The sequence below is a fragment of the Candidatus Omnitrophota bacterium genome (assembly GCA_028715415.1).
In the GTDB taxonomy this organism is placed as follows: domain Bacteria; phylum Omnitrophota; class Gorgyraeia; order Gygaellales; family Profunditerraquicolaceae; genus JAQURX01.
In genome coordinates this window covers 1-19,870 of record JAQURX010000013.1, presented here as the reverse complement: position 1 = coordinate 19,870, position 19,870 = coordinate 1, and the positions used below count along the sequence as shown (strand labels likewise).

At 38.6% G+C, this 19,870-nt stretch carries 21 protein-coding genes and 1 pseudogene; all 22 read left to right on the top strand.

Annotated elements, in window-relative coordinates:
- The 22 genes and pseudogenes from fabG (at nucleotide 1) to PHO70_06480 (ending at nucleotide 19,870) form a co-directional block, all read left to right on the top strand.
- Nucleotides 1–744: a 3-oxoacyl-[acyl-carrier-protein] reductase gene (gene fabG, locus PHO70_06585; protein MDD5432631.1), complete on the top strand. Its 744-nt coding sequence runs from the start codon at nucleotides 1–3 to the stop codon at nucleotides 742–744.
- A gap of 25 nt (nucleotides 745–769) precedes the next feature.
- Nucleotides 770–1,009 carry an acyl carrier protein gene (acpP, locus tag PHO70_06580; GenBank protein ID MDD5432630.1) on the top strand — a complete coding sequence of 80 codons (240 nt, stop codon included), beginning with the start codon at nucleotides 770–772 and terminating at the stop codon, nucleotides 1,007–1,009.
- Nucleotides 1,010–1,077: 68 nt separating this feature from the next.
- Entirely contained in the window at nucleotides 1,078–2,325 is a 1,248-nt protein-coding gene (fabF, locus tag PHO70_06575; GenBank protein ID MDD5432629.1) for a beta-ketoacyl-ACP synthase II, read from the top strand.
- Between the two features lie 17 nt (nucleotides 2,326–2,342).
- Nucleotides 2,343–3,599: a 3-isopropylmalate dehydratase large subunit gene (leuC, locus tag PHO70_06570; protein MDD5432628.1), complete on the top strand. Its 1,257-nt coding sequence runs from the start codon at nucleotides 2,343–2,345 to the stop codon at nucleotides 3,597–3,599.
- A 3-nt stretch (nucleotides 3,600–3,602) separates the two neighbouring features.
- Nucleotides 3,603–4,094 (top strand): 3-isopropylmalate dehydratase small subunit, encoded by a 492-nt coding sequence (locus tag PHO70_06565; GenBank protein ID MDD5432627.1) that lies wholly within the window; start codon nucleotides 3,603–3,605, stop codon nucleotides 4,092–4,094.
- A gap of 2 nt (nucleotides 4,095–4,096) precedes the next feature.
- Nucleotides 4,097–5,146 (top strand): 3-isopropylmalate dehydrogenase, encoded by a 1,050-nt coding sequence (locus PHO70_06560; GenBank protein ID MDD5432626.1) that lies wholly within the window; start codon nucleotides 4,097–4,099, stop codon nucleotides 5,144–5,146.
- Nucleotides 5,147–5,165: 19 nt separating this feature from the next.
- On the top strand, nucleotides 5,166–6,191 hold the full coding sequence (locus PHO70_06555) for an aspartate-semialdehyde dehydrogenase (protein ID MDD5432625.1): 1,026 nt from the start codon (nucleotides 5,166–5,168) through the stop codon (nucleotides 6,189–6,191).
- Nucleotides 6,173–6,931, top strand: a complete 759-nt coding sequence (truA, locus tag PHO70_06550) for a tRNA pseudouridine(38-40) synthase TruA (protein ID MDD5432624.1) — start codon at nucleotides 6,173–6,175, stop codon at nucleotides 6,929–6,931. The genes PHO70_06555 and truA overlap by 19 nt, the downstream gene beginning before the upstream one ends.
- 95 nt (nucleotides 6,932–7,026) lie before the next feature.
- Nucleotides 7,027–7,467 carry a 50S ribosomal protein L13 gene (gene rplM / locus PHO70_06545; GenBank protein MDD5432623.1) on the top strand — a complete coding sequence of 147 codons (441 nt, stop codon included), beginning with the start codon at nucleotides 7,027–7,029 and terminating at the stop codon, nucleotides 7,465–7,467.
- A 6-nt stretch (nucleotides 7,468–7,473) separates the two neighbouring features.
- Nucleotides 7,474–7,869 carry a 30S ribosomal protein S9 gene (gene rpsI / locus PHO70_06540; GenBank protein ID MDD5432622.1) on the top strand — a complete coding sequence of 132 codons (396 nt, stop codon included), beginning with the start codon at nucleotides 7,474–7,476 and terminating at the stop codon, nucleotides 7,867–7,869.
- Between the two features lie 401 nt (nucleotides 7,870–8,270).
- Entirely contained in the window at nucleotides 8,271–9,287 is a 1,017-nt protein-coding gene (argC, locus tag PHO70_06535) for an N-acetyl-gamma-glutamyl-phosphate reductase (GenBank protein MDD5432621.1), read from the top strand.
- Nucleotide 9,288: 1 nt separating this feature from the next.
- Entirely contained in the window at nucleotides 9,289–10,428 is a 1,140-nt protein-coding gene (gene argJ, locus PHO70_06530; protein ID MDD5432620.1) for a bifunctional glutamate N-acetyltransferase/amino-acid acetyltransferase ArgJ, read from the top strand.
- A gap of 11 nt (nucleotides 10,429–10,439) precedes the next feature.
- On the top strand, nucleotides 10,440–11,294 hold the full coding sequence (gene argB, locus PHO70_06525) for an acetylglutamate kinase (GenBank protein ID MDD5432619.1): 855 nt from the start codon (nucleotides 10,440–10,442) through the stop codon (nucleotides 11,292–11,294).
- Between the two features lies 1 nt (nucleotide 11,295).
- Nucleotides 11,296–12,471, top strand: coding sequence for an aspartate aminotransferase family protein (locus tag PHO70_06520; protein MDD5432618.1), 1,176 nt, complete (start codon nucleotides 11,296–11,298; stop codon nucleotides 12,469–12,471).
- Nucleotide 12,472: 1 nt separating this feature from the next.
- Nucleotides 12,473–13,357, top strand: a complete 885-nt coding sequence (gene argF, locus PHO70_06515) for an ornithine carbamoyltransferase (protein ID MDD5432617.1) — start codon at nucleotides 12,473–12,475, stop codon at nucleotides 13,355–13,357.
- Entirely contained in the window at nucleotides 13,354–14,535 is a 1,182-nt protein-coding gene (locus tag PHO70_06510) for an argininosuccinate synthase (GenBank protein MDD5432616.1), read from the top strand. The genes argF and PHO70_06510 overlap by 4 nt, the downstream gene beginning before the upstream one ends.
- A gap of 57 nt (nucleotides 14,536–14,592) precedes the next feature.
- Nucleotides 14,593–15,972, top strand: a complete 1,380-nt coding sequence (gene argH, locus PHO70_06505; protein ID MDD5432615.1) for an argininosuccinate lyase — start codon at nucleotides 14,593–14,595, stop codon at nucleotides 15,970–15,972.
- On the top strand, nucleotides 15,965–17,224 hold the full coding sequence (gene lysA, locus PHO70_06500) for a diaminopimelate decarboxylase (GenBank protein MDD5432614.1): 1,260 nt from the start codon (nucleotides 15,965–15,967) through the stop codon (nucleotides 17,222–17,224). Before argH ends, lysA begins: the two co-directional genes overlap by 8 nt.
- 1 nt (nucleotide 17,225) lies before the next feature.
- On the top strand, nucleotides 17,226–18,071 hold the full coding sequence (dapF, locus tag PHO70_06495) for a diaminopimelate epimerase (protein MDD5432613.1): 846 nt from the start codon (nucleotides 17,226–17,228) through the stop codon (nucleotides 18,069–18,071).
- Nucleotides 18,064–18,942: a 4-hydroxy-tetrahydrodipicolinate synthase gene (gene dapA, locus PHO70_06490; GenBank protein MDD5432612.1), complete on the top strand. Its 879-nt coding sequence runs from the start codon at nucleotides 18,064–18,066 to the stop codon at nucleotides 18,940–18,942. Before dapF ends, dapA begins: the two co-directional genes overlap by 8 nt.
- A gap of 74 nt (nucleotides 18,943–19,016) precedes the next feature.
- On the top strand, nucleotides 19,017–19,730 hold the full coding sequence (dapB, locus tag PHO70_06485) for a 4-hydroxy-tetrahydrodipicolinate reductase (GenBank protein MDD5432611.1): 714 nt from the start codon (nucleotides 19,017–19,019) through the stop codon (nucleotides 19,728–19,730).
- 18 nt (nucleotides 19,731–19,748) lie between these two features.
- Nucleotides 19,749–19,870 (top strand): annotated as a pseudogene (locus tag PHO70_06480) (LL-diaminopimelate aminotransferase).

Here is a 19,870-nt window from a genome sequence, read left to right as displayed (position 1 = left end):
ATGCGTCTTAAAGATAAAGTAGCTTTAATTACTGGTGGAGCAAGAGGAATAGGAAGAGCTATTGCTATGCGATTTGCCCAAGAGGGCGCAGATATTGTTATAGCTGATGTAAATCCGGCAGACGCCGAGAAAACTTGTGCTGAAATTGAAGCTTTAGGGAGGAAAACCTTAGGGCTGCAGATGGATGTGACAGATTTTACAAAAGTAGAGGAAGCGATAAATAAAATTCTTGACAAATTTGGAAAGGTTGATATATTAGTTAACAATGCTGGGATAACAAAAGATAATCTTTTGTTAAGAATGGGCCAGCCAGAGTGGGATGCAGTCATAAATGTGAATTTAAAAGGCACATTTAATTGCACAAAAGCTGTATCCAAACCGATGATAAAAGCAAGATTCGGCAGGATAGTTAACATTGCCTCAATTATCGGTATAATCGGAAATGCAGGACAAGCAAACTACGCCGCTTCAAAAGCAGGGATAATTGCTCTTACAAAAACTACGGCAAAAGAACTGGCTTCACGAAACGTAAACGTCAATGCGGTTGCTCCTGGGTTCATCCAGACAGAAATGACGGCAAAGCTTCCTGAAGAAGTAAAGCAGAAAATGAAGGAAGTTATCCCGCTAGATAAGTTTGGCACGCCTGAAGATGTTGCAGCGTGTTGTTTATTCTTGGCGTCAGAAGATTCCAGTTATATAACCGGCCAAACTATTGTAGTTGACGGCGGAATGGTTATGGTATAAGTTTCATAACAAGGAGGAAAAAAGAATGGCAGTACAAGATAAGGTTAAATCAATAATAGCAGAACAGCTGGGAGTAAAACCGGAAGAAGTAACTCCTGAGGCATCATTCGTTGATGACTTAGGTGCCGATTCTTTGGATACTGTAGAATTAGTCATGGCATTGGAAGAAGAGTTTGGTATTGAAATACCAGATGAAGATGCAGAGAAGATTACAACCGTTGGAGATGCTGTTAAGTACATTGAAGAAAAATCTGGAAATAAATAGTTTCTTAAAAAAAATATAGCTATTTTACCCCGCTTTTCTTTTAAGCGGGGTAAATTTTATAAAAGCATATGGAAGAGAAAAGAGTAGTTGTTACTGGTTTAGGCGTGATCACTCCGGTTGGGAATGATATTGCGTCTTTTTGGAAGGCTATGAAAGAAGGAAAAAGCGGTGTTGGGCCTTTGACTTCTTTTGATCCTGTTAACTTTGATTCTCGCATTGCCGCAGAGGTGAAAACTTTTGAACCCGCGCTATACGGAATCTCTCTTAAAGATACCAAACGCATGGATAGATTTGTGCAGTTTGCAGTTGCAAGCACTTTTCAGGCGATTAAAGATTCGGGTATTGATTTGAATAAAGAAGATAGAAACAGGATTGGTGTTATTGTCGGCTCTGGTATCGGAGGGCTTGATATTATTGAGAAAGAACACAGCGTTTATTTGAATAAAGGTGTTTCTCGATTATCACCTTTTTTGATTCCAATGTTGATTGTTAATGAAGCAGCAGGCCAGATCGGCATTACTTTTGGCTTGAAAGGCCCTAATTCTTGCGTTGCTACTGCTTGTGCATCTGGCTCTCATTCTATTGGGGATGCTTTCAGGATTTTAGCCCGCGGCGATGCCGATGTTATGATTTGTGGAGGCACAGAAAGTTCTGTTGTCCCAACTGGTGTTGGAGGATTTTGCGCGTTAAAAGCACTTTCAACGCGCAATAACGAACCTCAGAAAGCATCGCGGCCTTTTGAAAGAGACAGGGATGGTTTTGTTATGGCAGAGGGATGCGGGATAGTTGTTTTAGAAACTTACGAACACGCCAAAAAAAGAAATGCGCATATTTATGCTGAAATGGCAGGATATGGCATGTCTTGCGATGGATATCATATGACTGCCCCTGAGCCAACTGGAGATGGCCCTGCGCGCGCTATGAAGATTTCATTAAAGGATGCGCATCTGAATCCGGAAGAGGTCACCTATGTCAATGCGCACGGAACTTCCACTAAATTAAATGATAAAGTTGAGACATTAGCTATAAAGTTGGCTTTAGGTGCTCATGCTAAGAAAGTAATGGTTTCATCTACTAAATCAATGACCGGCCATCTTTTGGGTGCAGCCGGAGGAGTAGAATTTGTAGTTTGTTGTTTGGCAATAAAAGATGGGATAATCCCTCCTACAATAAATTATGAACATCCCGACCCGGAATGCGACCTCGATTATGTTCCTAACACCGCCCGTAAGGCAGAAGTTAGTGTTTGCATGTCTAATTCTTTAGGTTTCGGCGGGCATAATGCTACTCTCGTTGTAAAAAAATTCAAAGGTTAATTTCTTAAATTTCTAAAATGGGTTATACAATAGCAGAAAAAATATTAATGAATCATTCGGGCAAGAAGTCTATTTCCCCGGGTGAATTTATTGAAGCTAAAGTTGATGTAGCTTTGGGTAATGATATTACTGCGCCCATTGCGATAGAAGAATTCAAGAAAGCAGGGTTTAAGAAAGTTTTTGATAAAAATAAAATCGTGCTTGTGCCGGATCATTTTGCCCCGGCAAAAGACTTAAAGAGTGCAAATCAATGTAAGATTTTAGCTAATTTTGCCAAAGAGCAAGGTATTAAGAATTATTTTGAAATTGGCTGTATGGGTATTGAGCATGCATTATTGCCTGAGTTAGGTTTAGTTCTGCCGGGAGATTTGGTAATTGGAGCTGATTCGCATACTTGTACCTATGGAGCTTTGGGCTGTTATTCTACGGGGATTGGCTCAACTGACCTTGCGCGCGCATTTGTTGATGGAAAGATTTGGCTTAAAGTTCCACCGACTATAAAGTTTGTTTATAAAGGAAAATTAAATAAATGGGTCGGCGGGAAAGATTTGATTTTGTTTACTATCGGGAAAATTGGAGTTGACGGCGCTTTATATAAGATAATGGAATTTTGCGGCCCGGTTATTGAAAAGCTAAGCATGGATAATAGATTTTCCATGTCAAATATGGCAATAGAAGCTGGCGCAAGGGCTGGCCTTATCGCACCCGATGAAATTACTAAAAAATACGTTTCTAAATTTAAGCGTAAAGCTAAATATTACGAGTCGGATGATGATGCGCGATACGAGAAGGTATATGAATGGGATGTTTCCGATTTAGAGCCGATTGTATCTTGCCCCCATCTGCCGAGTAACACTAAACGCGTTAGCGAATTAAGCAACATTAAAGTTGATCAGGTGGTTATTGGTTCGTGTACAAACGGAAGAATTTCAGACCTAAGGATTGCTTCTTCAATATTAAAAGGCAAGAAAATTGCTCCGGGATTGAAATTAATTGTTATTCCTGCAACACAGAAGATTTATCTGGAAGCTGTGAAAGAGGGCTTGGTGGAAATCTTTGTTAAAGCAGGAGGAGTTTTTTCAACTCCTACTTGCGGGCCTTGCCTTGGCGGGCATGTTGGGATTTTAACCGAAGGTGAAGTTGCGATTGCAACTACTAACCGAAATTTTATCGGAAGAATGGGAAGCCCAAAGTCTTTCGTATATTTATCTAATCCTGCTGTAGCTGCTGCTTCGGCAGTTACGGGTGTAATTACACATCCTGATAAGGTGTAAGTTATGATTATTAAAGGTAAGGCTCATAAATTTGGCGATGATGTTAATACGGACGATATTATTTCCGCTAAATATCTAGTGACTACCAACGAGAAAGAATTAGGCAGCCACTGCATGGAGGCAATTGCCCCTGATTTTGTAAAGAAAATAAATGTAGGGGATATTATGGTTGCCGGAAAGAATTTCGGCTGTGGGTCATCCCGTGAGCACGCACCGGTAGCTATCAAGGGTTGTGGAATTTCCGCGGTCTTAGCAAAGAGTTTCGCGGGTATTTTTTTCCGTAACGCTATAAATGTAGGCTTGCCATTTTTAGAGATAGAAAATCCGGAAGAAATTTCTGAAGGAGATGATTTGGAGATAGATTTATCAAGTGGAGTAATTAGGAATATAACCAAAAATAAAAGCTATAAAACAGAGGCCTTCCCGAAATTCTTACAAGAAATCGTAGAGAAGGGCGGGCTTTTGAATTATGTTAAAAGCAAGAAAGGTAAATAAGAATGTATAAAATTGCAGTTATCCCGGGAGATGGCACTGGCCCTGAAGTAGTCAATGAGGGGTTAAAAGTTATAAAGGCAGTAAGTAAGAAATTTAACTTTAAATACGAAACCAAGGAATTTGATTTTAGCGGTAAAAGGTGTTTAAAGACAGGCAAACTCGTTGATGATAAAGATATTGAGGAGCTTAAGAAACATTCTGCTATTTTCTTAGGGGCAGTTGGAGATCCGGATGTAAAACCCGGAATTATTGAGACAGGTGTTTTGTTAAGGTTAAGATTTGCTTTGGATCAGTATATAAATTTACGTCCGGTTAAACTTTATAATTCAGCTTTTTGCCCTTTGAAAGATAAGAAGCCGGAGGATATTGATTTTGTAGTTGTCCGTGAAAATTCCGAAGGGCTTTATAAAGGAATGGGTGAATTTCAGAAGAAAGGAAAAAAGGACGAAGTTGCAATCCAGATTTCCTATAATACGCGTAAAGGCGTTGAACGTTGCCTGCGTTATGCTTTTGAATTTACGCGCAAGCGCAATAAAAAGAAGAAATTAACCCTTTGCGGTAAGACAAATGTCTTAACATATGCATGGGATTTATGGCAGCGGACTTTTAATGAAGTTGCTAAAGAATATCCTGATGTAACTACTGATTATGCACATGTCGATGCAACCACGATGTGGTTTGTTAAAAATCCCGAATGGTTTGATGTAATTGTGACTGATAATATGTTTGGGGATATTATTACGGATTTAGGAGCAATGATCCAGGGTGGAATGGGTATTGCTGCAGGTGGCAACATTAATCCCGAAGGCGTATCAATGTTTGAACCTATTGGTGGGAGTGCTCCTAAATATACAGGTAAGAATGTAATTAATCCTTTAGCTGCAATTTGTGCCGCAGGGATGATGCTTGAAAATCTAGGTGAAATTGAAGCAGGTAAAGCTATTGAAAAGGCAGTTATAAATATTGCTGCGAATAAATTAAAATCATTAGCTGCAGGAAAAATGGGATATTCGACAACCCAAGTTGGGGATTTGGTGGTAGGTTCTCTCTAATAGTAAGGAGAAAGATTGCATGAAGAAAGCAAAATATAATGTAGCTGTAGTTGGTGTTGGAGTTGTTGGGATTGAGATGCTTAGAGTTCTAAAACAGCGTAATTTTCCTATTGGTGAATTGCGGGTTTTTGCCCGTTCTGCAAGAGAAATAGAAGTTGATGGGGTTAAATATCCCGTTCAGGCAATTTCTCCAGACGGTTTTAATGGCATAGACATCGCCCTTTTTGCAGGTACTGAAGGAGAGAAAGGCGCTGCAGTAACTTATGCCAATGACGCTATTAAAAGAGGGGCAGTTGTTATAGATAATGGTGCGGATTTCCGTATGGATCCTAAAGTGCCTTTAGTTGTCCCGGAGGTAAATGGTAAGGATGTTAAAAAACACAAAGGAATAATTGCAAATCCGAATTGCTCAACTATACAGATGGTTGTGGCATTAGCGCCAATCCATAAGAAAGTCGGTATAAAAAGAATTATTGTGACAACCCTGCAGGCTTCAAGTGGGGCTGGTAAGGCTGCAGTTGAGCAATTAAAAGAAGAAGTTTCAAAGATTGCTTCCGGCGGCTTTGAAAATGTGCATGTTGACTTGGCAAATAGAGCTATGCCGCAACAATTAGGTTATAATGTATTTCCGCATATCGGAAGTTTTGTGGAATGTGACTATACAAATGAAGAATGGAAATTGGTTAAGGAAACACATAAGATTATGCATGACGATAAAATCAAGATTTCTGCAACTACGGTTCGAGTCCCTGTAAGAACGGGACATTCAGAATCAGTTTATATTGAAACTAAAGAAACGATTGATCCGGATAAAGTAAGAGCGTTACTTGCTAAGGCTCCTGGAGTAATTCTTATGGATGACGTAAAAAAGAATATTTATCCAATGCCAAAAGATTCAGAAGGCAAAGATGAAACTTTTGTGGGTAGAATCCGAAAAGACTGTTTTGTTAAGAATGGCTTATGGCTTTGGGTTGTAGCTGATAATCTGCGTAAGGGAGCTGCTACTAATGCCGTGCAGATTGCTGAATGCGTAATATCAGGGTAGAGATTGAATACGAAGGCACCAATTACTGTGGTTGGCAGGTGCAAAATAGGCACAAGCCACAAGAAACAAGGAACAAGAAAAGCATTCAGGAAACGATAGAAAAAGTTCTCAGAGAGATCCTGCAGGAAAAAGTTAAGCTGATTGTTTCCGGTAGGACCGATGCAGGTGTCCACGCAAAAGCTCAAGTAGCGAATTTCTTGACTAGTTCAAAAACTCCGCTTGATAAATTGCAGTTAGGTATAAACGCTCTTCTTCCGAAAGATATTGCCATAATCGGGATTAAAGAAGTAAAGCCTGATTTCCATAGCCGTTTTAGCGCAAAATCAAAAGTATACCAATATAGTATTTTAAATCGCTCTTTTCCTTCGCCATTTTTAAATAATCTTGCCTATTTTTATATGCGCCCTCTGGATGTAAAATTGATGGAGAGGGAGCTAAAAGTTATTGAAGGCAGGCATGATTTTAAAGGCTTTCAGGCTTCTGGCGCAAAGAAGCATAATACGGTTAGGGTTGTTAAGGTAGCTCGATTAAAAAAGAGCGGTAACTTGATAACAATAGATATAGAAGCTAACGGTTTCTTATATAACATGGTAAGAAACATAGCTGGGACGCTTATTGAGGTAGGCAAGCATAAATTACCGGTTGGAACGGTTAAAAACGTGCTAAAATCTAAAGACAGAAGGCTTGCCGGGCCAACTGCGCATGCTTGTGGGCTATGCTTGGTTAAGGTAAAATATTAAAAATAATATTTGACTTAAGATAAAAATATGTTATAATTTAACGTCTATCGTCTTTTTAGCAGGACTTTTCTGTAAAAAGATGAGGAGAGGAAAAAATGAACAAACTTAACAAAACATACGAACCTAAAAAAGCAGAGATTAAAAGGCAGTGGTATATTGTTGACGCCAAGGATAAAATACTTGGCCGTGTAGCAGCTAAAGTTGCCGTTGTCCTTAGAGGCAAGCATAAAGTTATGTTTACCCCGCATTTGGATACCGGAGATAACGTAGTTGTGATAAACGCCTCAAAAATCCAGGTTACAGGCCGAAAGCTTAAACAAAATGTTTACCGTCGTTATTCAGGTTATCCGGGCGGTTTAAGGGAAGTAACTTTGGAGAATATGCTAAGCAGGAAGCCTGCGACAGTAATGAGGCTTGCGGTTAGTAGAATGTTGCCTAGGGGCCCATTAGGCCGTGATTTAATAAAGAAATTAAAAGTTTATGTTGATGATAAGCATCCTCATATTTCTCAAAAGCCGGTTGTGTTGGAGGTTTAATTAGATATGGAAAAGAAAGAAAAAGTTGTTGCAGTAGGAAGGCGCAAGGAATCAATAGCCAGGGTTATTCTTATGCCCGGTAAAGGCGAGATTTTGGTTAATAGCCGGCCTTGTGATAAATATTTTATCCGTGAGACTGATAGGATTATTTTAAGGCAGCCTCTTGCAGCCGCAAATATTGCTGATAAATATGACATTATTGCTAATTTAAGTGGCGGTGGTTTAACCGGACAGGCAGGAGCATTAAGACACGGGATTTCCCGCGCGTTAATTTTAGCGCAGCCGGAGCTTAAAGAGTCATTGCGTAAGCTTGGCTATCTAACCCGCGATCCGCGTATGAAGGAAAGAAAGAAATACGGACAGAAGGGCGCGCGTAAACGCTTCCAGTGGACAAAGAGGTAAACTATTAGAAGATAAATTTAACTAAATAATAGATTAATAAGTTCCAAATAAAAATCCCGCTGGATAAAAGCGGGATTTTTATTTTAGGCGTACTAGGGGAGGGTGACGAGGCTTGATTCTCGCAGCATGTAGTTTGTGCGAGCGGCCAAGGTTCACCCGCTATAAACTCTAGTGAGAGCGAGCGCAAACTCCAAGCGAGGATTTCCTCGGTGGGGAAATCCGAGCGGTGCTGCGAGAACAAGCCTTGGCAGCCTCTCGCTGTTTCGTAGAATTTAAATATGTTTTGATTTAGCGGATCGACGACAAAAAGACTTGACTATATTTGAAATTTAATTTAAGATAAATGAACATGCCGACGGACGTCGGATACTACTAATCGGATACTACTAAAAGGAGTATTAATGTTAAACGTAGGAATAGTAGGTGCAGCAGGATATACCGCCGAAACCCTCATTGATATTCTTCTTAATCATCCCAATGTAAAGCTTGTTTATGCTTCGCGTAAAACAGCTCAAGGCTCAACGCTTCAAGAAATCTTTCCAAAGTTTAAAGGCAGGATTAATCTGCCTTGCGGCGTCACTGATTTAAAATTAATCAACGATAAATGTGAGCTTGTTTTTTTAACGCTTCCCCATACTGCTTCAATGGAGATTGCCCCTAAATTGATAAAATTAGGTAAGCGCGTTATTGATTTAAGCGCTGATTATAGGCTCTCTGATGAAAAAGTCTATGAGAAGCATTATCAAGTAAAGCATTTAGATAAGCCTAATTTAAGGCTTGCGGTTTATGGTTTGCCTGAACTTTACAGGAATAAAATCAAGCAAGCTAAATTAATTGCGAATCCCGGTTGTTATCCTACTGCTGCGATTTTAGCTCTTGCTCCTGTGATTAGTTTGGGTGTTGCGGATTTAAAATCTGCAATTATTGATGCTAAATCCGGAGTAACAGGAGCGGGTAAGAAATTGGTAGAAGGGTTTTTGTTCTCCGAGGTTAATGAAGATTTTAAAGCTTATAAAGTAAATGCGCATCAGCATGCGCCTGAAATTAATCAAATACTATCTTCACTTTCCGGTGGGAAAGCTTCGGTTACATTTGTCCCCCATCTATTGCCTATAAACAGGGGTATACTGGAGACGATTTATATAAAGAAATTCAGGGGGGTAAAATCAAAAGATTTGGTTGGTTTGTACAATAAATTCTATAAGGATGAACCGTTTGTAAGGATTAAAGAAGAGGGCAGCTTCCCAAGTATCAAGGATGTTGCTGGGACGAATTTCTGTGATATCGGAATTAAAGATTGTGGGGAAATGATAATCATAATCGCTGCTATTGATAATTTACTTAAGGGTGCCTCCGGACAGGCAGTGCAAAATATGAATATTATGTATAAATACCCTGAAAGCCTAGGGTTGTTATAGAATGGCTATTTATAAAAAAGCAATTCTTCCTCTTGGGTTTAAGGCCAATGGAATTCATTCGGGTATCCGTAAGAATGGAAAATTGGATTTAGCTTTGTTTTATTCCTTAAAACCTGCGAAAGCAAGCTGCCTGTTTACTGCTAACTCAATTCTTGCTGCTCCGGTTGTTGTCTGCAAAAAATATCTTAAGCAAGCAAAAACCTTTCAGGCGATTATCGCAAATAGCGGAAACGCCAATTGTTTTACAGGAAAACAAGGGTTAAAAGACGCTTATGATATGAGCTGTTTTGCGGCAGATGATCTTGGGATTGAGCCTAAAAGCGTCTTGGTTGCTTCAACCGGGATTATCGGCAAGAAATTAGCTATTAAAGAAATAAAATCCGGTGTGCCTATTTTGATTAAAGGGTTATCGCAATCCGGGATAGATAAAGCAAAAAAAGCAATAATGACGACCGATAAGTTTAGCAAAGAGATTACCGTTAAATTAAATATTGGGAATAAATCAATTACAATTTGCGGTATTGCTAAAGGTGCCGGTATGATTTCGCCTAATATGGCAACCATGCTTTGTTTTATTTTTACAGATGCGAATATCAAGCAGGGTGCTTTGAATGCTGCATTAAAACTCGCAGTTGATAATTCATTTAATTGTATAACCGTTGATGGTTGTATGAGTACCAATGATTCCGTTATGGTATTGGCGAACGGAGAAGCAGGTAACGCAGAGATTAATGGCGGAGAAAATTTGAAATTATTTACAAAGGCATTAAGTACAGTTTGCCTTGAATTAGCAAAAATGGTTGTCAAAGACGGCGAAGGAGCTACCAAGTTTATCCAAATAAATGTAAATAAAGCACAGTCGGTTTCCGAGGCAAGGTCTGTTGCAATAAATATCGCCAACTCTCCGCTTTTTAAAACCGCGATGTTTGCTTCAAGCCCGAATATATTGGGCAGGATTGTTGCTGCCGTGGGTGCAAGCGGAGCGGGTGTGGTTGAAGATAAATTAGAAATTAAATACAGCCCTTTAAAGAAGAAAGAAATAAGGATAGATGTAATTTTAAATAAAGGAAAAAATAGCGCTACAGTTTATACTTCAGATTTAAGTTATGAATACGTTAAGATTAATGCTGAATATAATTAAGAAAGGATAAAATGGAAGAAGCAATCAGGAAGGCGCAGGTTTTAGTTGAGGCTCTGCCTTATATAAAACAATTTCATAAGAAGATAGTGGTTATAAAATACGGCGGAAGTATTCTCGGTGAAGAAAAAATCAGGAAGGGCGTTTTAGAGGATATTGTATTCCTCAATTTCATGGGGTTAAAGCCGGTATTAGTGCATGGAGGCGGTCCAAATATTAGCGACAGGATGCGCTCTACGGGAAAGAAAGCAGAGTTTGTAGATGGTATGCGTGTTACTGATGCTGATACGCTGGCAGTAGTTGAGGAAGAGCTTGAAAAATTAAATGAAATAATAGTAAATGAAATATGTGAGTTGGGCGCAAAGGCAATTGGTTTAAACGGGAAAAGTGAAGCTGTTATACAAGCGCAGAAGAAGAAGGCAAAAGTAGATTTAGGCTTGGTTGGGCATATTACAGGGATAAACACAGAGCCAATATTAGCTAATTTAAAGAATGATAAAATTGTTGTAGTGTTGCCGATGGGTGTCGGAGCTGACAAAAAAACATATAATGTTAATGCTGATGAAGCTGCTTCAAATATTGCCTGTGCTTTAAAAGCAGAAAAGTTTGTTTTGTTGACTAATGTCAAAGGGATTATGCGCAATGCCGAGGATCAGAATTCTTTTATATCTACCTTGACAACCGAGGAAGCCAAGGGTTTAATTGATGAGAATATTATTCAGCAGGGGATGATTCCGAAGGTAAATGCTTGTGTTCAGGCTTTAGAGGGCGGGGTAAAGAAGACTCACGTTATTGACGCGCGTATCCCGCATGCTTTGCTTCTTGAAATATTTACTGATAAAGGTATCGGAACAGAGATAATAAAATAAAATGAAGAAAGAAGAAATATTTGAAAGTTACAGTAATTATATACTGCCTACTTATACAAAGGTGCCATTGGTTTTTGTAAAGGGGAAAGGCAGCAGGCTTTGGGATATCCACGATAAGGTTTATCTTGATTTTTTCCCCGGTTGGGGTGTTGGGAATCTTGGGCATTGCCATTCTAAAGTTATGCAGGCAGTAAGGGACCAGGTATCAAAATTAATTTTTATACCTAATAATTATTATCATATTCCTCAGGCGAAACTGGCGAAGGAATTGGTTTATTGGAATTTTCCGGCCAAAGTTTTCTTCTGTAATTCAGGTGCTGAGGCAAATGAGGCAGCGATAAAATTTACCCGAAAGTTTGGTAAAGGAAGGTATGAAATAATTTCTTTTGAGAATTCTTTCCATGGGAGGACGCTTGGAACCCTTGCAGCTACGGGGCAGAAGAAGTATCAGGAAGGTTTTGCTCCTCTTCCGGAAGGCTTTAAAATAGTTAAGTATAATGATATTGAGGCGGTTAAAGCTGCGATAACCGATAAAACCGCAGGGATCATGCTTGAGTTAATCCAGGGTGAGGGCGGGATAAACGTAGCTTCAAAAGAATTTGTTCTTGAGTTAAGGAAGATTTGTACCCAAAAGAATATCCTTCTTATTATTGACGAGGTTCAGACTGGAGTTGGCAGGACCGGGAAGCTGTTTTGCTATAAACATTACGGCATAACTCCGGATATTATGACTTTAGCTAAAGCGCTAGGAGGAGGGCTTCCAATAGGTGTTATGATAGTAAAAAAAGAGATTTCCGATACTTTAAGCCCGGGGATGCACGCGTCAACTTTTGGCGGAGGGCCTGTTATATGTAAGGCAGCTCTTGCAGTCCTAACTGCGATACAAAAAGAAAAATTGTTGTCAAACGCGCAAAAGATGGGAGAATATCTTTTTGGGAAACTTAATGAATTAAAAAGCAAATATAAGGTTATTACCGATGTAAGGGGTTTGGGGCTTATGGTCGGGGTTGAATTAAATGTGAATGGAAAATCAATAGTTGAAAAATGTATAGAAAAAGGGCTTTTGATAAATTGCACTCATGAAAAAGTATTAAGGCTTATGCCAGCCTTAAATATTACAAAGAGTGAAATTGATAAAGCTACCAAGATTTTAGATAGCGTATTAAGAGGTACATAAAATGAAAGATTTAATTTCAATCAAAGATTTAAGCACAAAAGAAATTGAAGGTATTTTTAGTTTAACCGATAAGCTAAAAGCAAATAAGCTTAAATTTGCCAAGGCTTTGTCTGGACAGACCATCGCGCTTATTTTTCAAAAGCCTTCAAACAGGACTCGGGTTTCTTTTGAGGTTGGGATGTTTCAGCTGGGAGGAAATTCCATTTATTTAAGCCCGGGAGAAATAAATTTAGGAGTCCGGGAGACTATCCATGATGTTGCAAAGACGTTATCCAGGTATGTCCAAGGGATTGTTTTAAGGACCTTTGGCCATGAAAATGTTTTAGAGATGGCAAAACATGCGGATATCCCGGTAATAAATGGCTTGTCTGATTTCTCTCATCCTTGCCAGGGGCTGGCAGATATCTATACAGCAAAAGAAAAACTTAAGACATTAAAAGGTAAAACGCTTACATACCTGGGGGATGGAAACAATGTTTGTAATTCTTTGATTTTTATCTGTTCTAAAGTAGGGATGAATATTAATGTGGCTACTCCTAAAGGCTATGAGCCGCAGGCAAAAGGTGCAACGCTAAAACTTTTTAATAATCCAATTGATGCAGCCAAAGACGCAGATGTTTTATATACTGATGTCTGGGCAAGCATGGGGCAGGAAAAAGAAGCCCAGGAGCGCAAGAAAATATTTAAGGATTTTCAGATTAATTCAAATCTTTTGAAATTAGCTAAGAAGGACTGCCTTGTTATGCATTGTTTGCCTGCACATCGGGGAGAAGAAATAACAAGTGACGTTATTGATAGCAAGAATTCCGTAGTTTTTGATGAAGCTGAAAACAGGATGCATGTGCAAAAAGCGGTATTAATTAAGTTATTGGGAGAGGTGAAATGAAAAAAGTAGTATTGGCATATTCCGGCGGGTTAGATACTTCTTGTATAGTCAGGTGGCTTAAAGATAAAGATTATGATGTTATTTGTTTTATGGCAGATTTAGGGCAAGGTTTAGGCAAAGGGGAAGATATATCCGCCATAGAAAAAAGGGCTTTTGCAGCAGGAGCCTCAAAGGTTTATGTTAAAGACCTGCAGGATGAGTTTGTTGAGGATTTTATCGTTCCTTCCTTAAAAGCAAACGCAATTTATGAAGGAAAATATTTACTGGCCACTGCGTTAGGAAGGCCTTTAATTGCAAAATATTTAGTTGAGATTGCGCATAAAGAAAAAGCAGATAGCGTTGCACACGGCTGTACCGGTAAAGGAAATGATCAGGTGCGGCTTGAAGTTGCAGCAGGAATCCTTGACCCAAAATTAGAAATTCTAGCTCCTGTGAGGACTTGGGAATTTAAATCGCGAGAGGAAGAAATTGAATATGCCGAGCAGCGCAATATTCCTATTGATGTAACCAAGAAAAAGCCTTATAGCATTGATAGGAATTTATGGGGGATAAGTATTGAATCCGGGGTATTGGAAGATTTAGAGCAGGAGCCTCCGGAAGACGCTTACATGATTACAAAAACACAGACGAATTCAGCAAGTTATCCGAAATATGTTGAGGTATATTTTGAAAAAGGTGTGCCAAAGAAAGTTGACGGGAAAACTTATAAGTTAAAAACTCTAATCAGTCATTTAAATGAAATTGGCGGATCATTTGGCGTTGGCAGGAGTGACCTTGTTGAGAATAGGTTAGTAGGGATTAAATCTCGGGAAATTTATGAAGCGCCTGCTGCGACAATGCTCCATGTAGCACATAAGGAATTGGAGAGTTTGGTTTTGGACAGGGAATTAGCGCATTTTAAAGAAATTGTTGCTTTAAAATACTCTGAGTTAGTTTATTACGGATTATGGTATTCGCCGCTTAAGGATGCATTGGATAGTTTTGTTAATTCTACGCAAAAGTTAGTTACGGGGTCAATAAAGTTAAAATTATTTAAGGGCAGCTGTGTTCCGGTTGGAAGGAAGTCTTCCAATTCGCTTTATAAAAAAGAATTAGCTACCTACGGCAAGGAAGATAAGTTTAATCAGCAGTTAGCTGAAGGGTTTATTAAGATTTGGGGGATGCCTTATAAAAGGTAAATAGATTGGGTTGTAAGTTTCAAGTTGCAGGATTCAAGTAAAAGCCGAGGAGATAGAATGAGTAAAAAACTATGGGGCACCAGGTTTCCTAAGAAAACAAATAGTTTAACTGATAGGTTTACTTCAAGCATTTCTTTTGATAAGAGGCTTGCAAAGTACGATGTTTTAGGAAGCATTGCCCATGCGAAGATGTTAGGCAGGCAGAAAATTATTCCTGCAAAAGACGCAAACTTGATTGTTAAAGGTTTAAGCTCAATTTTAAAAGATATCAATACAGGGAAATTTAAGTTTAGCCCTGAGGCAGAGGATATCCATTCTAATATTCAAGATTTATTATCGAAGAAAATTGGGCTAGCCGCTCATAAGTTACACACTGCAAGGAGCCGGAATGACCAGATTGCTTTGGATATAAGGATGTATATTAAATATGAAACTGAAGAATTGTTCGATCTAATAAGTTTACTTCAGAAGTCAATATTAAAATTTGCTAATAATAACAAAAAGGTAATTATACCCGGATATACGCATTTACAGGTTGCACAGTGCGTTCTCTTGAGCCATCATTTGCTTGCTTATTTGGAAAGTTTGGAGAGGGATAAGGAAAGGATAAACGACGCTTACAAGAGGGTAAATTTGATGCCTCTGGGAAGCGGGGCTCTTTCAGGGACAGGCTTAGCCATTGATAGGCATTATGTAAGCAAGGAATTAGGTTTTAGCAAAGTAACTGAAAACAGCATTGATAGTGTAAGCGACAGGGATTTTATTATTGAGGTCTTGGCTGATTTATCAATTCTTTCCGTACATTTGTCGCGGATTGCCGAAGACTTAATCCTCTGGTCTACTAAAGAATTCAATTTTATTGATATTGATTTTTCTTTTTGCACCGGATCAAGTATTATGCCGCACAAGAAGAATCCAGATGTTTTGGAGTTAATCCGGGGATCAGCTGGAAAGATTCACGGGGACCTTTCTAATATTCTAATGTTAATGAAGGGCCTGCCATCGTCTTACAACAGAGATTTGCAATTAGATAAGCCTCCGCTTTTTGATGCAATTGATACGGTGAAGGATATTTTGGAAATATTTATTGATCTTTTTGGAAATATTGTGATAGAGAAAGAAGCAATTGCAGCAAGGGTAATGGATGAATCTTTGTTTTCGGTTGATATTGTGGAGCATCTAATCAAGAAAGGCGTTTCTTATCGGGATGCACATGATATTGTTGGAAATATTGTAAAAGATTGCTTGGATAAAGGCAAGAAGATTTCAAGCCTTACGAATCAAGAGCTTAAGAAATTTTCACCAAAATTAGGTCCTGAAGTAAGAGGGATCCTTAATGCCTGGGCTTCAGTTAATTTAAAGCAATCTTACGGTTCAACGAACCCAAAACTAGTTACTAACCAACTTAAGAAATGGAGTAAAAGGTTAAATGCATGAATTTAAATATGTAGGAAATAGTTTATGCTGCGAGAAGGTAAAGATTGAGGATTTGGCTAAAAAATATGGCACGCCTCTTTATGTTTATAGCTACAATACGCTTATAGACCATTATCTTAAGATAAAAGAGGCTTTTAAAAGTGTAGATGCGTTAGTCTGCTATTCGGTAAAAGCAAATTCTAATTTGGCAATTCTTAAATCTCTTGTCAATATGGGCTCTGGCCTTGATATTGTTTCAGGAGGAGAGTTGTATCGCGCTTTAAAAGCTGGCTGCCCTGCATCAAAGATTGTTTATGCTTCAGTTGGGAAAACCGATAAAGAAATTGAGGATGCGATTAGATGCGGGATATTGTTTTTTAATGTGGAGTCGTTACCGGAATTAACCAATATTAACCGCATTGCCAAGAAATTAGGCAAGATTACGCGGGTTGCAATTCGTATTAATCCGGATGTTGAAGCAAAAACACATAAATTCATTACTACAGGTAAAATTACTAATAAATTCGGTATCGATTTAAAGACGGCCTATAAAATTATTATGATGAGCAGAAATTTTAGGAATGCTAAAATCTCGGGGCTTCATATACACATAGGTTCTCAGATAACCGAGAGTGACCCTTTTGTAGCAGCTATAAAAAAAGTTGCCGATTTTATTCTTAAGATTAAGAAGAGTGTAACTTTGGAGTATTTGAATATAGGAGGGGGTTTAGGCATTGTTTATAATAATGAAACCCCTCAGACCGCAGCAATATATGCTGCAAAAATTTTGCCCCTATTAAAGAAAACTGGATTAAAAATAATTTTAGAGCCGGGAAGGTTTATTGTCGGAAACAGCGGGGTGCTTGTGGCAAAGGTTCTATATATTAAAAATACCCCAAAAAAGAAATTTATTATTACGGATGCCGGGATGAATGATTTGATTAGGCCGGCACTTTATGAGGCTTATCATAATATACTTCCGCTTAAAAAGGCACAAGGCACAAAGTCACAAGAAAAGGCGGACGTGGTCGGGCCTATTTGTGAGAGTGGGGATTTTTTTGCCAAAGAAAGAATGCTTCCTAAAGTAAAAGAAGGAGATTTTATTGCAGTAATGAGCGCTGGCGCATATGGGTTTAGCATGTCATCAAATTATAATTCAAGGCCGAGGGCCATGGAAGTAATGGTGGTTAAAGATTGTGTTCAGGTGATTCGTAAAAGAGAAACTTATGAAGATATTACTCGCAATGAAGTAATGCCAATTTTTTGTGAATAAAATGATGAAAGCTACCCACACACCAATTGAAACAAGCCGTTCTTTAAAAAAACCACAATTGGTGTGTGGGTTTAAAAAGATGGTTGCCGCAGGAAACGATTTTGTAGTTGTGAAAAGCCTAGGGCTGTCTACAGAAAAATACAGTAAATTAGCAAAGAAAGCCTGTGATAGAAAATTTGGCATTGGGGCTGATGGTTTGTTGGTAATGGAGAATTCTAAAATCGCAGATATCAGGATGCGCATATTTAATGCTGATGGTTCAGAGGCTGAGATGTGTGGAAATGGTGCTCGTTGCGCTGCTTACTGGACTGGGAAGAAAATTGTAAAAATTGAAACAAAAGCAGGAATAATTAATTCGGAAGTGAAGGATAAAGAAGTTAAAATACAATTGACTGATCCTTTTGGAATCAGATTAGATATTCCTATCAAAGTCAATAATAGGCTTTTAAAAGTAAATTTTGTTAATACAGGCGTTCCTCATGTAGTTATTTTTGCAGAAGGTTTGGATAAGATTAAAATAACTGACATCGCCCCTTATATCCGCTATCACAAAGAATTTGCTCCAAAAGGTACTAATGTTAATTTTATTGAGCCGATTGATAAGAATTCATTTAAGATTCGTACCTATGAAAGAGGGGTTGAGGATGAAACTTTAGCCTGCGGCACTGGTTCAGTTGCTTCATCGGTAATTTTTTCTTTGAAAACAGACAGCGGCAATAAAGTAAATGTGCATACAAAGAGTGGAGAAATTTTAAAAGTTTATTTTGAAAGAACAAGAGTCCATTTTACAAATGTTTGGTTGGAAGGTGAAGCTAAAATAGTCTATGAAGGAGATTACTATGTTTAAAGGCTCAATTGTAGCAATTGTTACTCCTTTTCGTAATGGGAAAATCGACGAAGCAAAGCTGAGGGATTTGATTGAGTTTCAAATTAAAAACGGGACTAGTGGGATTGTTCCTTGCGGCACAACTGGGGAGTCTGCGACATTGTCTTTTGAGGAGCATGACAAAGTAATTGAGATTACTATTGATCAGGTGAAAAAAAGAGTTCCTGTCATTGCGGGCACTGGCTCAAATTCTACTGAGGAAGCAGTGATGCTGACGAAACATGCTGCTAAAGCTGGAGCAGATGCTTCTCTGCAGGTTTCTCCTTATTACAACCGTCCTACGCAAAAAGGTTTATATGAACATTTTAAAGCTGTAGCAGATTCGGTTAAGATTCCGATAATCCTTTACAACATTGCTTCCCGGACCGGTGTTAATATTGAGCCTGAGACTATGGCAAGGTTAGCTAATGATTGCAAAAATATGGCTGCGGTAAAAGAAGCGTCTGGCAACCTTGATCAGATGTCAAGGGTAAGGCAATTATGCCCAAAAAGTTTTGAGCTAATTTCTGGAGATGACAGCTTAACTCTTCCAGTGTTATCAATTGGAGGGGTGGGGATAATTTCTGTTGTTGCTAATATTGTTCCTAAAGATGTGGCAAACTTAGTTGCAGAATTTGAAAAAGGCAATATTGCAAAAGCCCAGGAGATTCATTTCAAATTATTGCCTTTAATTAAAGCTGTGTTCATTGAGACAAATCCTATACCAGTAAAAACTGCTATGGGTTTATTAGGGATGTGTGAGCCGGATTTAAGGCTGCCAATGTGTTCAATGTTACCGGAGAATTTAGAAAAACTAAGAAAAGCTTTAAAAGATTACGGATTGCTAAGTTGATAAGGTACAAGGCACAAGAGCACAAGTAAAAACTTGAATCTTGTAGCTTGTAGCTAATAATAAGGAGTTTATATATGATTAAATTAGGGATTGCCGGTGCCTGCGGGAAAATGGGCAGGAGAATCTACGAATTGGCTTCTCATAACAGTGATTTTGAAGTTAATTTGGCATTAGAGAAAAAAGGTACGCCATTAATTGGGAAAGAATTAGGTAAATTAAAAATTTCTTCCAATTCCGATGGTTTATTCCTTATTGATGTGTTGATAGATTTTACAATTCCTGAAGCAACGGAAATTAACTTAGATTATGTAGCTAGGTACAAAAAAGCACTCGTCTTGGGTACTACCGGGTTAAGTGATGCGCAAATAAAAAAAGTTGAAGAAGTTTCTAACGTGGTGCCGGTAGTATTTTCTCCCAATATGGCGATAGGGGTAAACGTTTTGTTCTCAATGCTTCCTGAGATAGCAAAAAAATTAGGCCCTGATTATGATATTGAAATTGTAGAGGCGCACCACAAAGCAAAGAAAGATGCTCCAAGCGGCACTGCAAAAAAAATGCAGCAAGTGCTTGTTGATGCAACAAAAAAAACTATTCCTACCCATTCTGTGCGTTTGGGAGATATTATCGGAGACCATACGGTTATTTTCTGTGGCAACTCTGAGCGTATTGAAATAAAGCATCAAGCACACACACGTGATTTATTTGCGCTGGGTGCTTTAAAAGCAGCAAAGTGGGTTGTAGGTAAACCAGCAGGTTTATATTCAATGCAGGATGTTTTAAGTAAATAATATAGGAGATAGAGAACCATGTTTTAGCTTTCTAAGAAACTCAACAGCCTTCCGCCTTATTTATTTTTAGAGATTGATAAAGCAAAAAGAAAAGCACGCGCAGAGGGAAGAGATATTATAGATATTGGGATAGGAGATCC

Bases quoted from the DNA above. Each gene is read 5' to 3' on its own strand.
- PHO70_06565 (MDD5432627.1), top strand. From the start codon at position 3,603: ATGATTATTAAAGGTAAGGCTCATAAATTTGGCGATGATGTTAATACG.
- PHO70_06520 (MDD5432618.1), top strand. From the start codon at position 11,296: ATGAAGAAAGAAGAAATATTTGAAAGTTACAGTAATTATATACTGCCT.
- dapF (MDD5432613.1), top strand. From the start codon at position 17,226: ATGATGAAAGCTACCCACACACCAATTGAAACAAGCCGTTCTTTAAAA.
- PHO70_06555 (MDD5432625.1), top strand. From the start codon at position 5,166: ATGAAGAAAGCAAAATATAATGTAGCTGTAGTTGGTGTTGGAGTTGTT.
- argJ (MDD5432620.1), top strand. From the start codon at position 9,289: ATGGCTATTTATAAAAAAGCAATTCTTCCTCTTGGGTTTAAGGCCAAT.
- argH (MDD5432615.1), top strand. From the start codon at position 14,593: ATGAGTAAAAAACTATGGGGCACCAGGTTTCCTAAGAAAACAAATAGT.
- fabG (MDD5432631.1), top strand. From the start codon at position 1: ATGCGTCTTAAAGATAAAGTAGCTTTAATTACTGGTGGAGCAAGAGGA.
- lysA (MDD5432614.1), top strand. From the start codon at position 15,965: ATGCATGAATTTAAATATGTAGGAAATAGTTTATGCTGCGAGAAGGTA.
- rpsI (MDD5432622.1), top strand. From the start codon at position 7,474: ATGGAAAAGAAAGAAAAAGTTGTTGCAGTAGGAAGGCGCAAGGAATCA.
- argC (MDD5432621.1), top strand. From the start codon at position 8,271: ATGTTAAACGTAGGAATAGTAGGTGCAGCAGGATATACCGCCGAAACC.
- argF (MDD5432617.1), top strand. From the start codon at position 12,473: ATGAAAGATTTAATTTCAATCAAAGATTTAAGCACAAAAGAAATTGAA.
- PHO70_06510 (MDD5432616.1), top strand. From the start codon at position 13,354: ATGAAAAAAGTAGTATTGGCATATTCCGGCGGGTTAGATACTTCTTGT.
- fabF (MDD5432629.1), top strand. From the start codon at position 1,078: ATGGAAGAGAAAAGAGTAGTTGTTACTGGTTTAGGCGTGATCACTCCG.
- truA (MDD5432624.1), top strand. From the start codon at position 6,173: ATGCGTAATATCAGGGTAGAGATTGAATACGAAGGCACCAATTACTGT.
- rplM (MDD5432623.1), top strand. From the start codon at position 7,027: ATGAACAAACTTAACAAAACATACGAACCTAAAAAAGCAGAGATTAAA.
- dapA (MDD5432612.1), top strand. From the start codon at position 18,064: ATGTTTAAAGGCTCAATTGTAGCAATTGTTACTCCTTTTCGTAATGGG.
- acpP (MDD5432630.1), top strand. From the start codon at position 770: ATGGCAGTACAAGATAAGGTTAAATCAATAATAGCAGAACAGCTGGGA.
- argB (MDD5432619.1), top strand. From the start codon at position 10,440: ATGGAAGAAGCAATCAGGAAGGCGCAGGTTTTAGTTGAGGCTCTGCCT.
- PHO70_06560 (MDD5432626.1), top strand. From the start codon at position 4,097: ATGTATAAAATTGCAGTTATCCCGGGAGATGGCACTGGCCCTGAAGTA.
- leuC (MDD5432628.1), top strand. From the start codon at position 2,343: ATGGGTTATACAATAGCAGAAAAAATATTAATGAATCATTCGGGCAAG.
- dapB (MDD5432611.1), top strand. From the start codon at position 19,017: ATGATTAAATTAGGGATTGCCGGTGCCTGCGGGAAAATGGGCAGGAGA.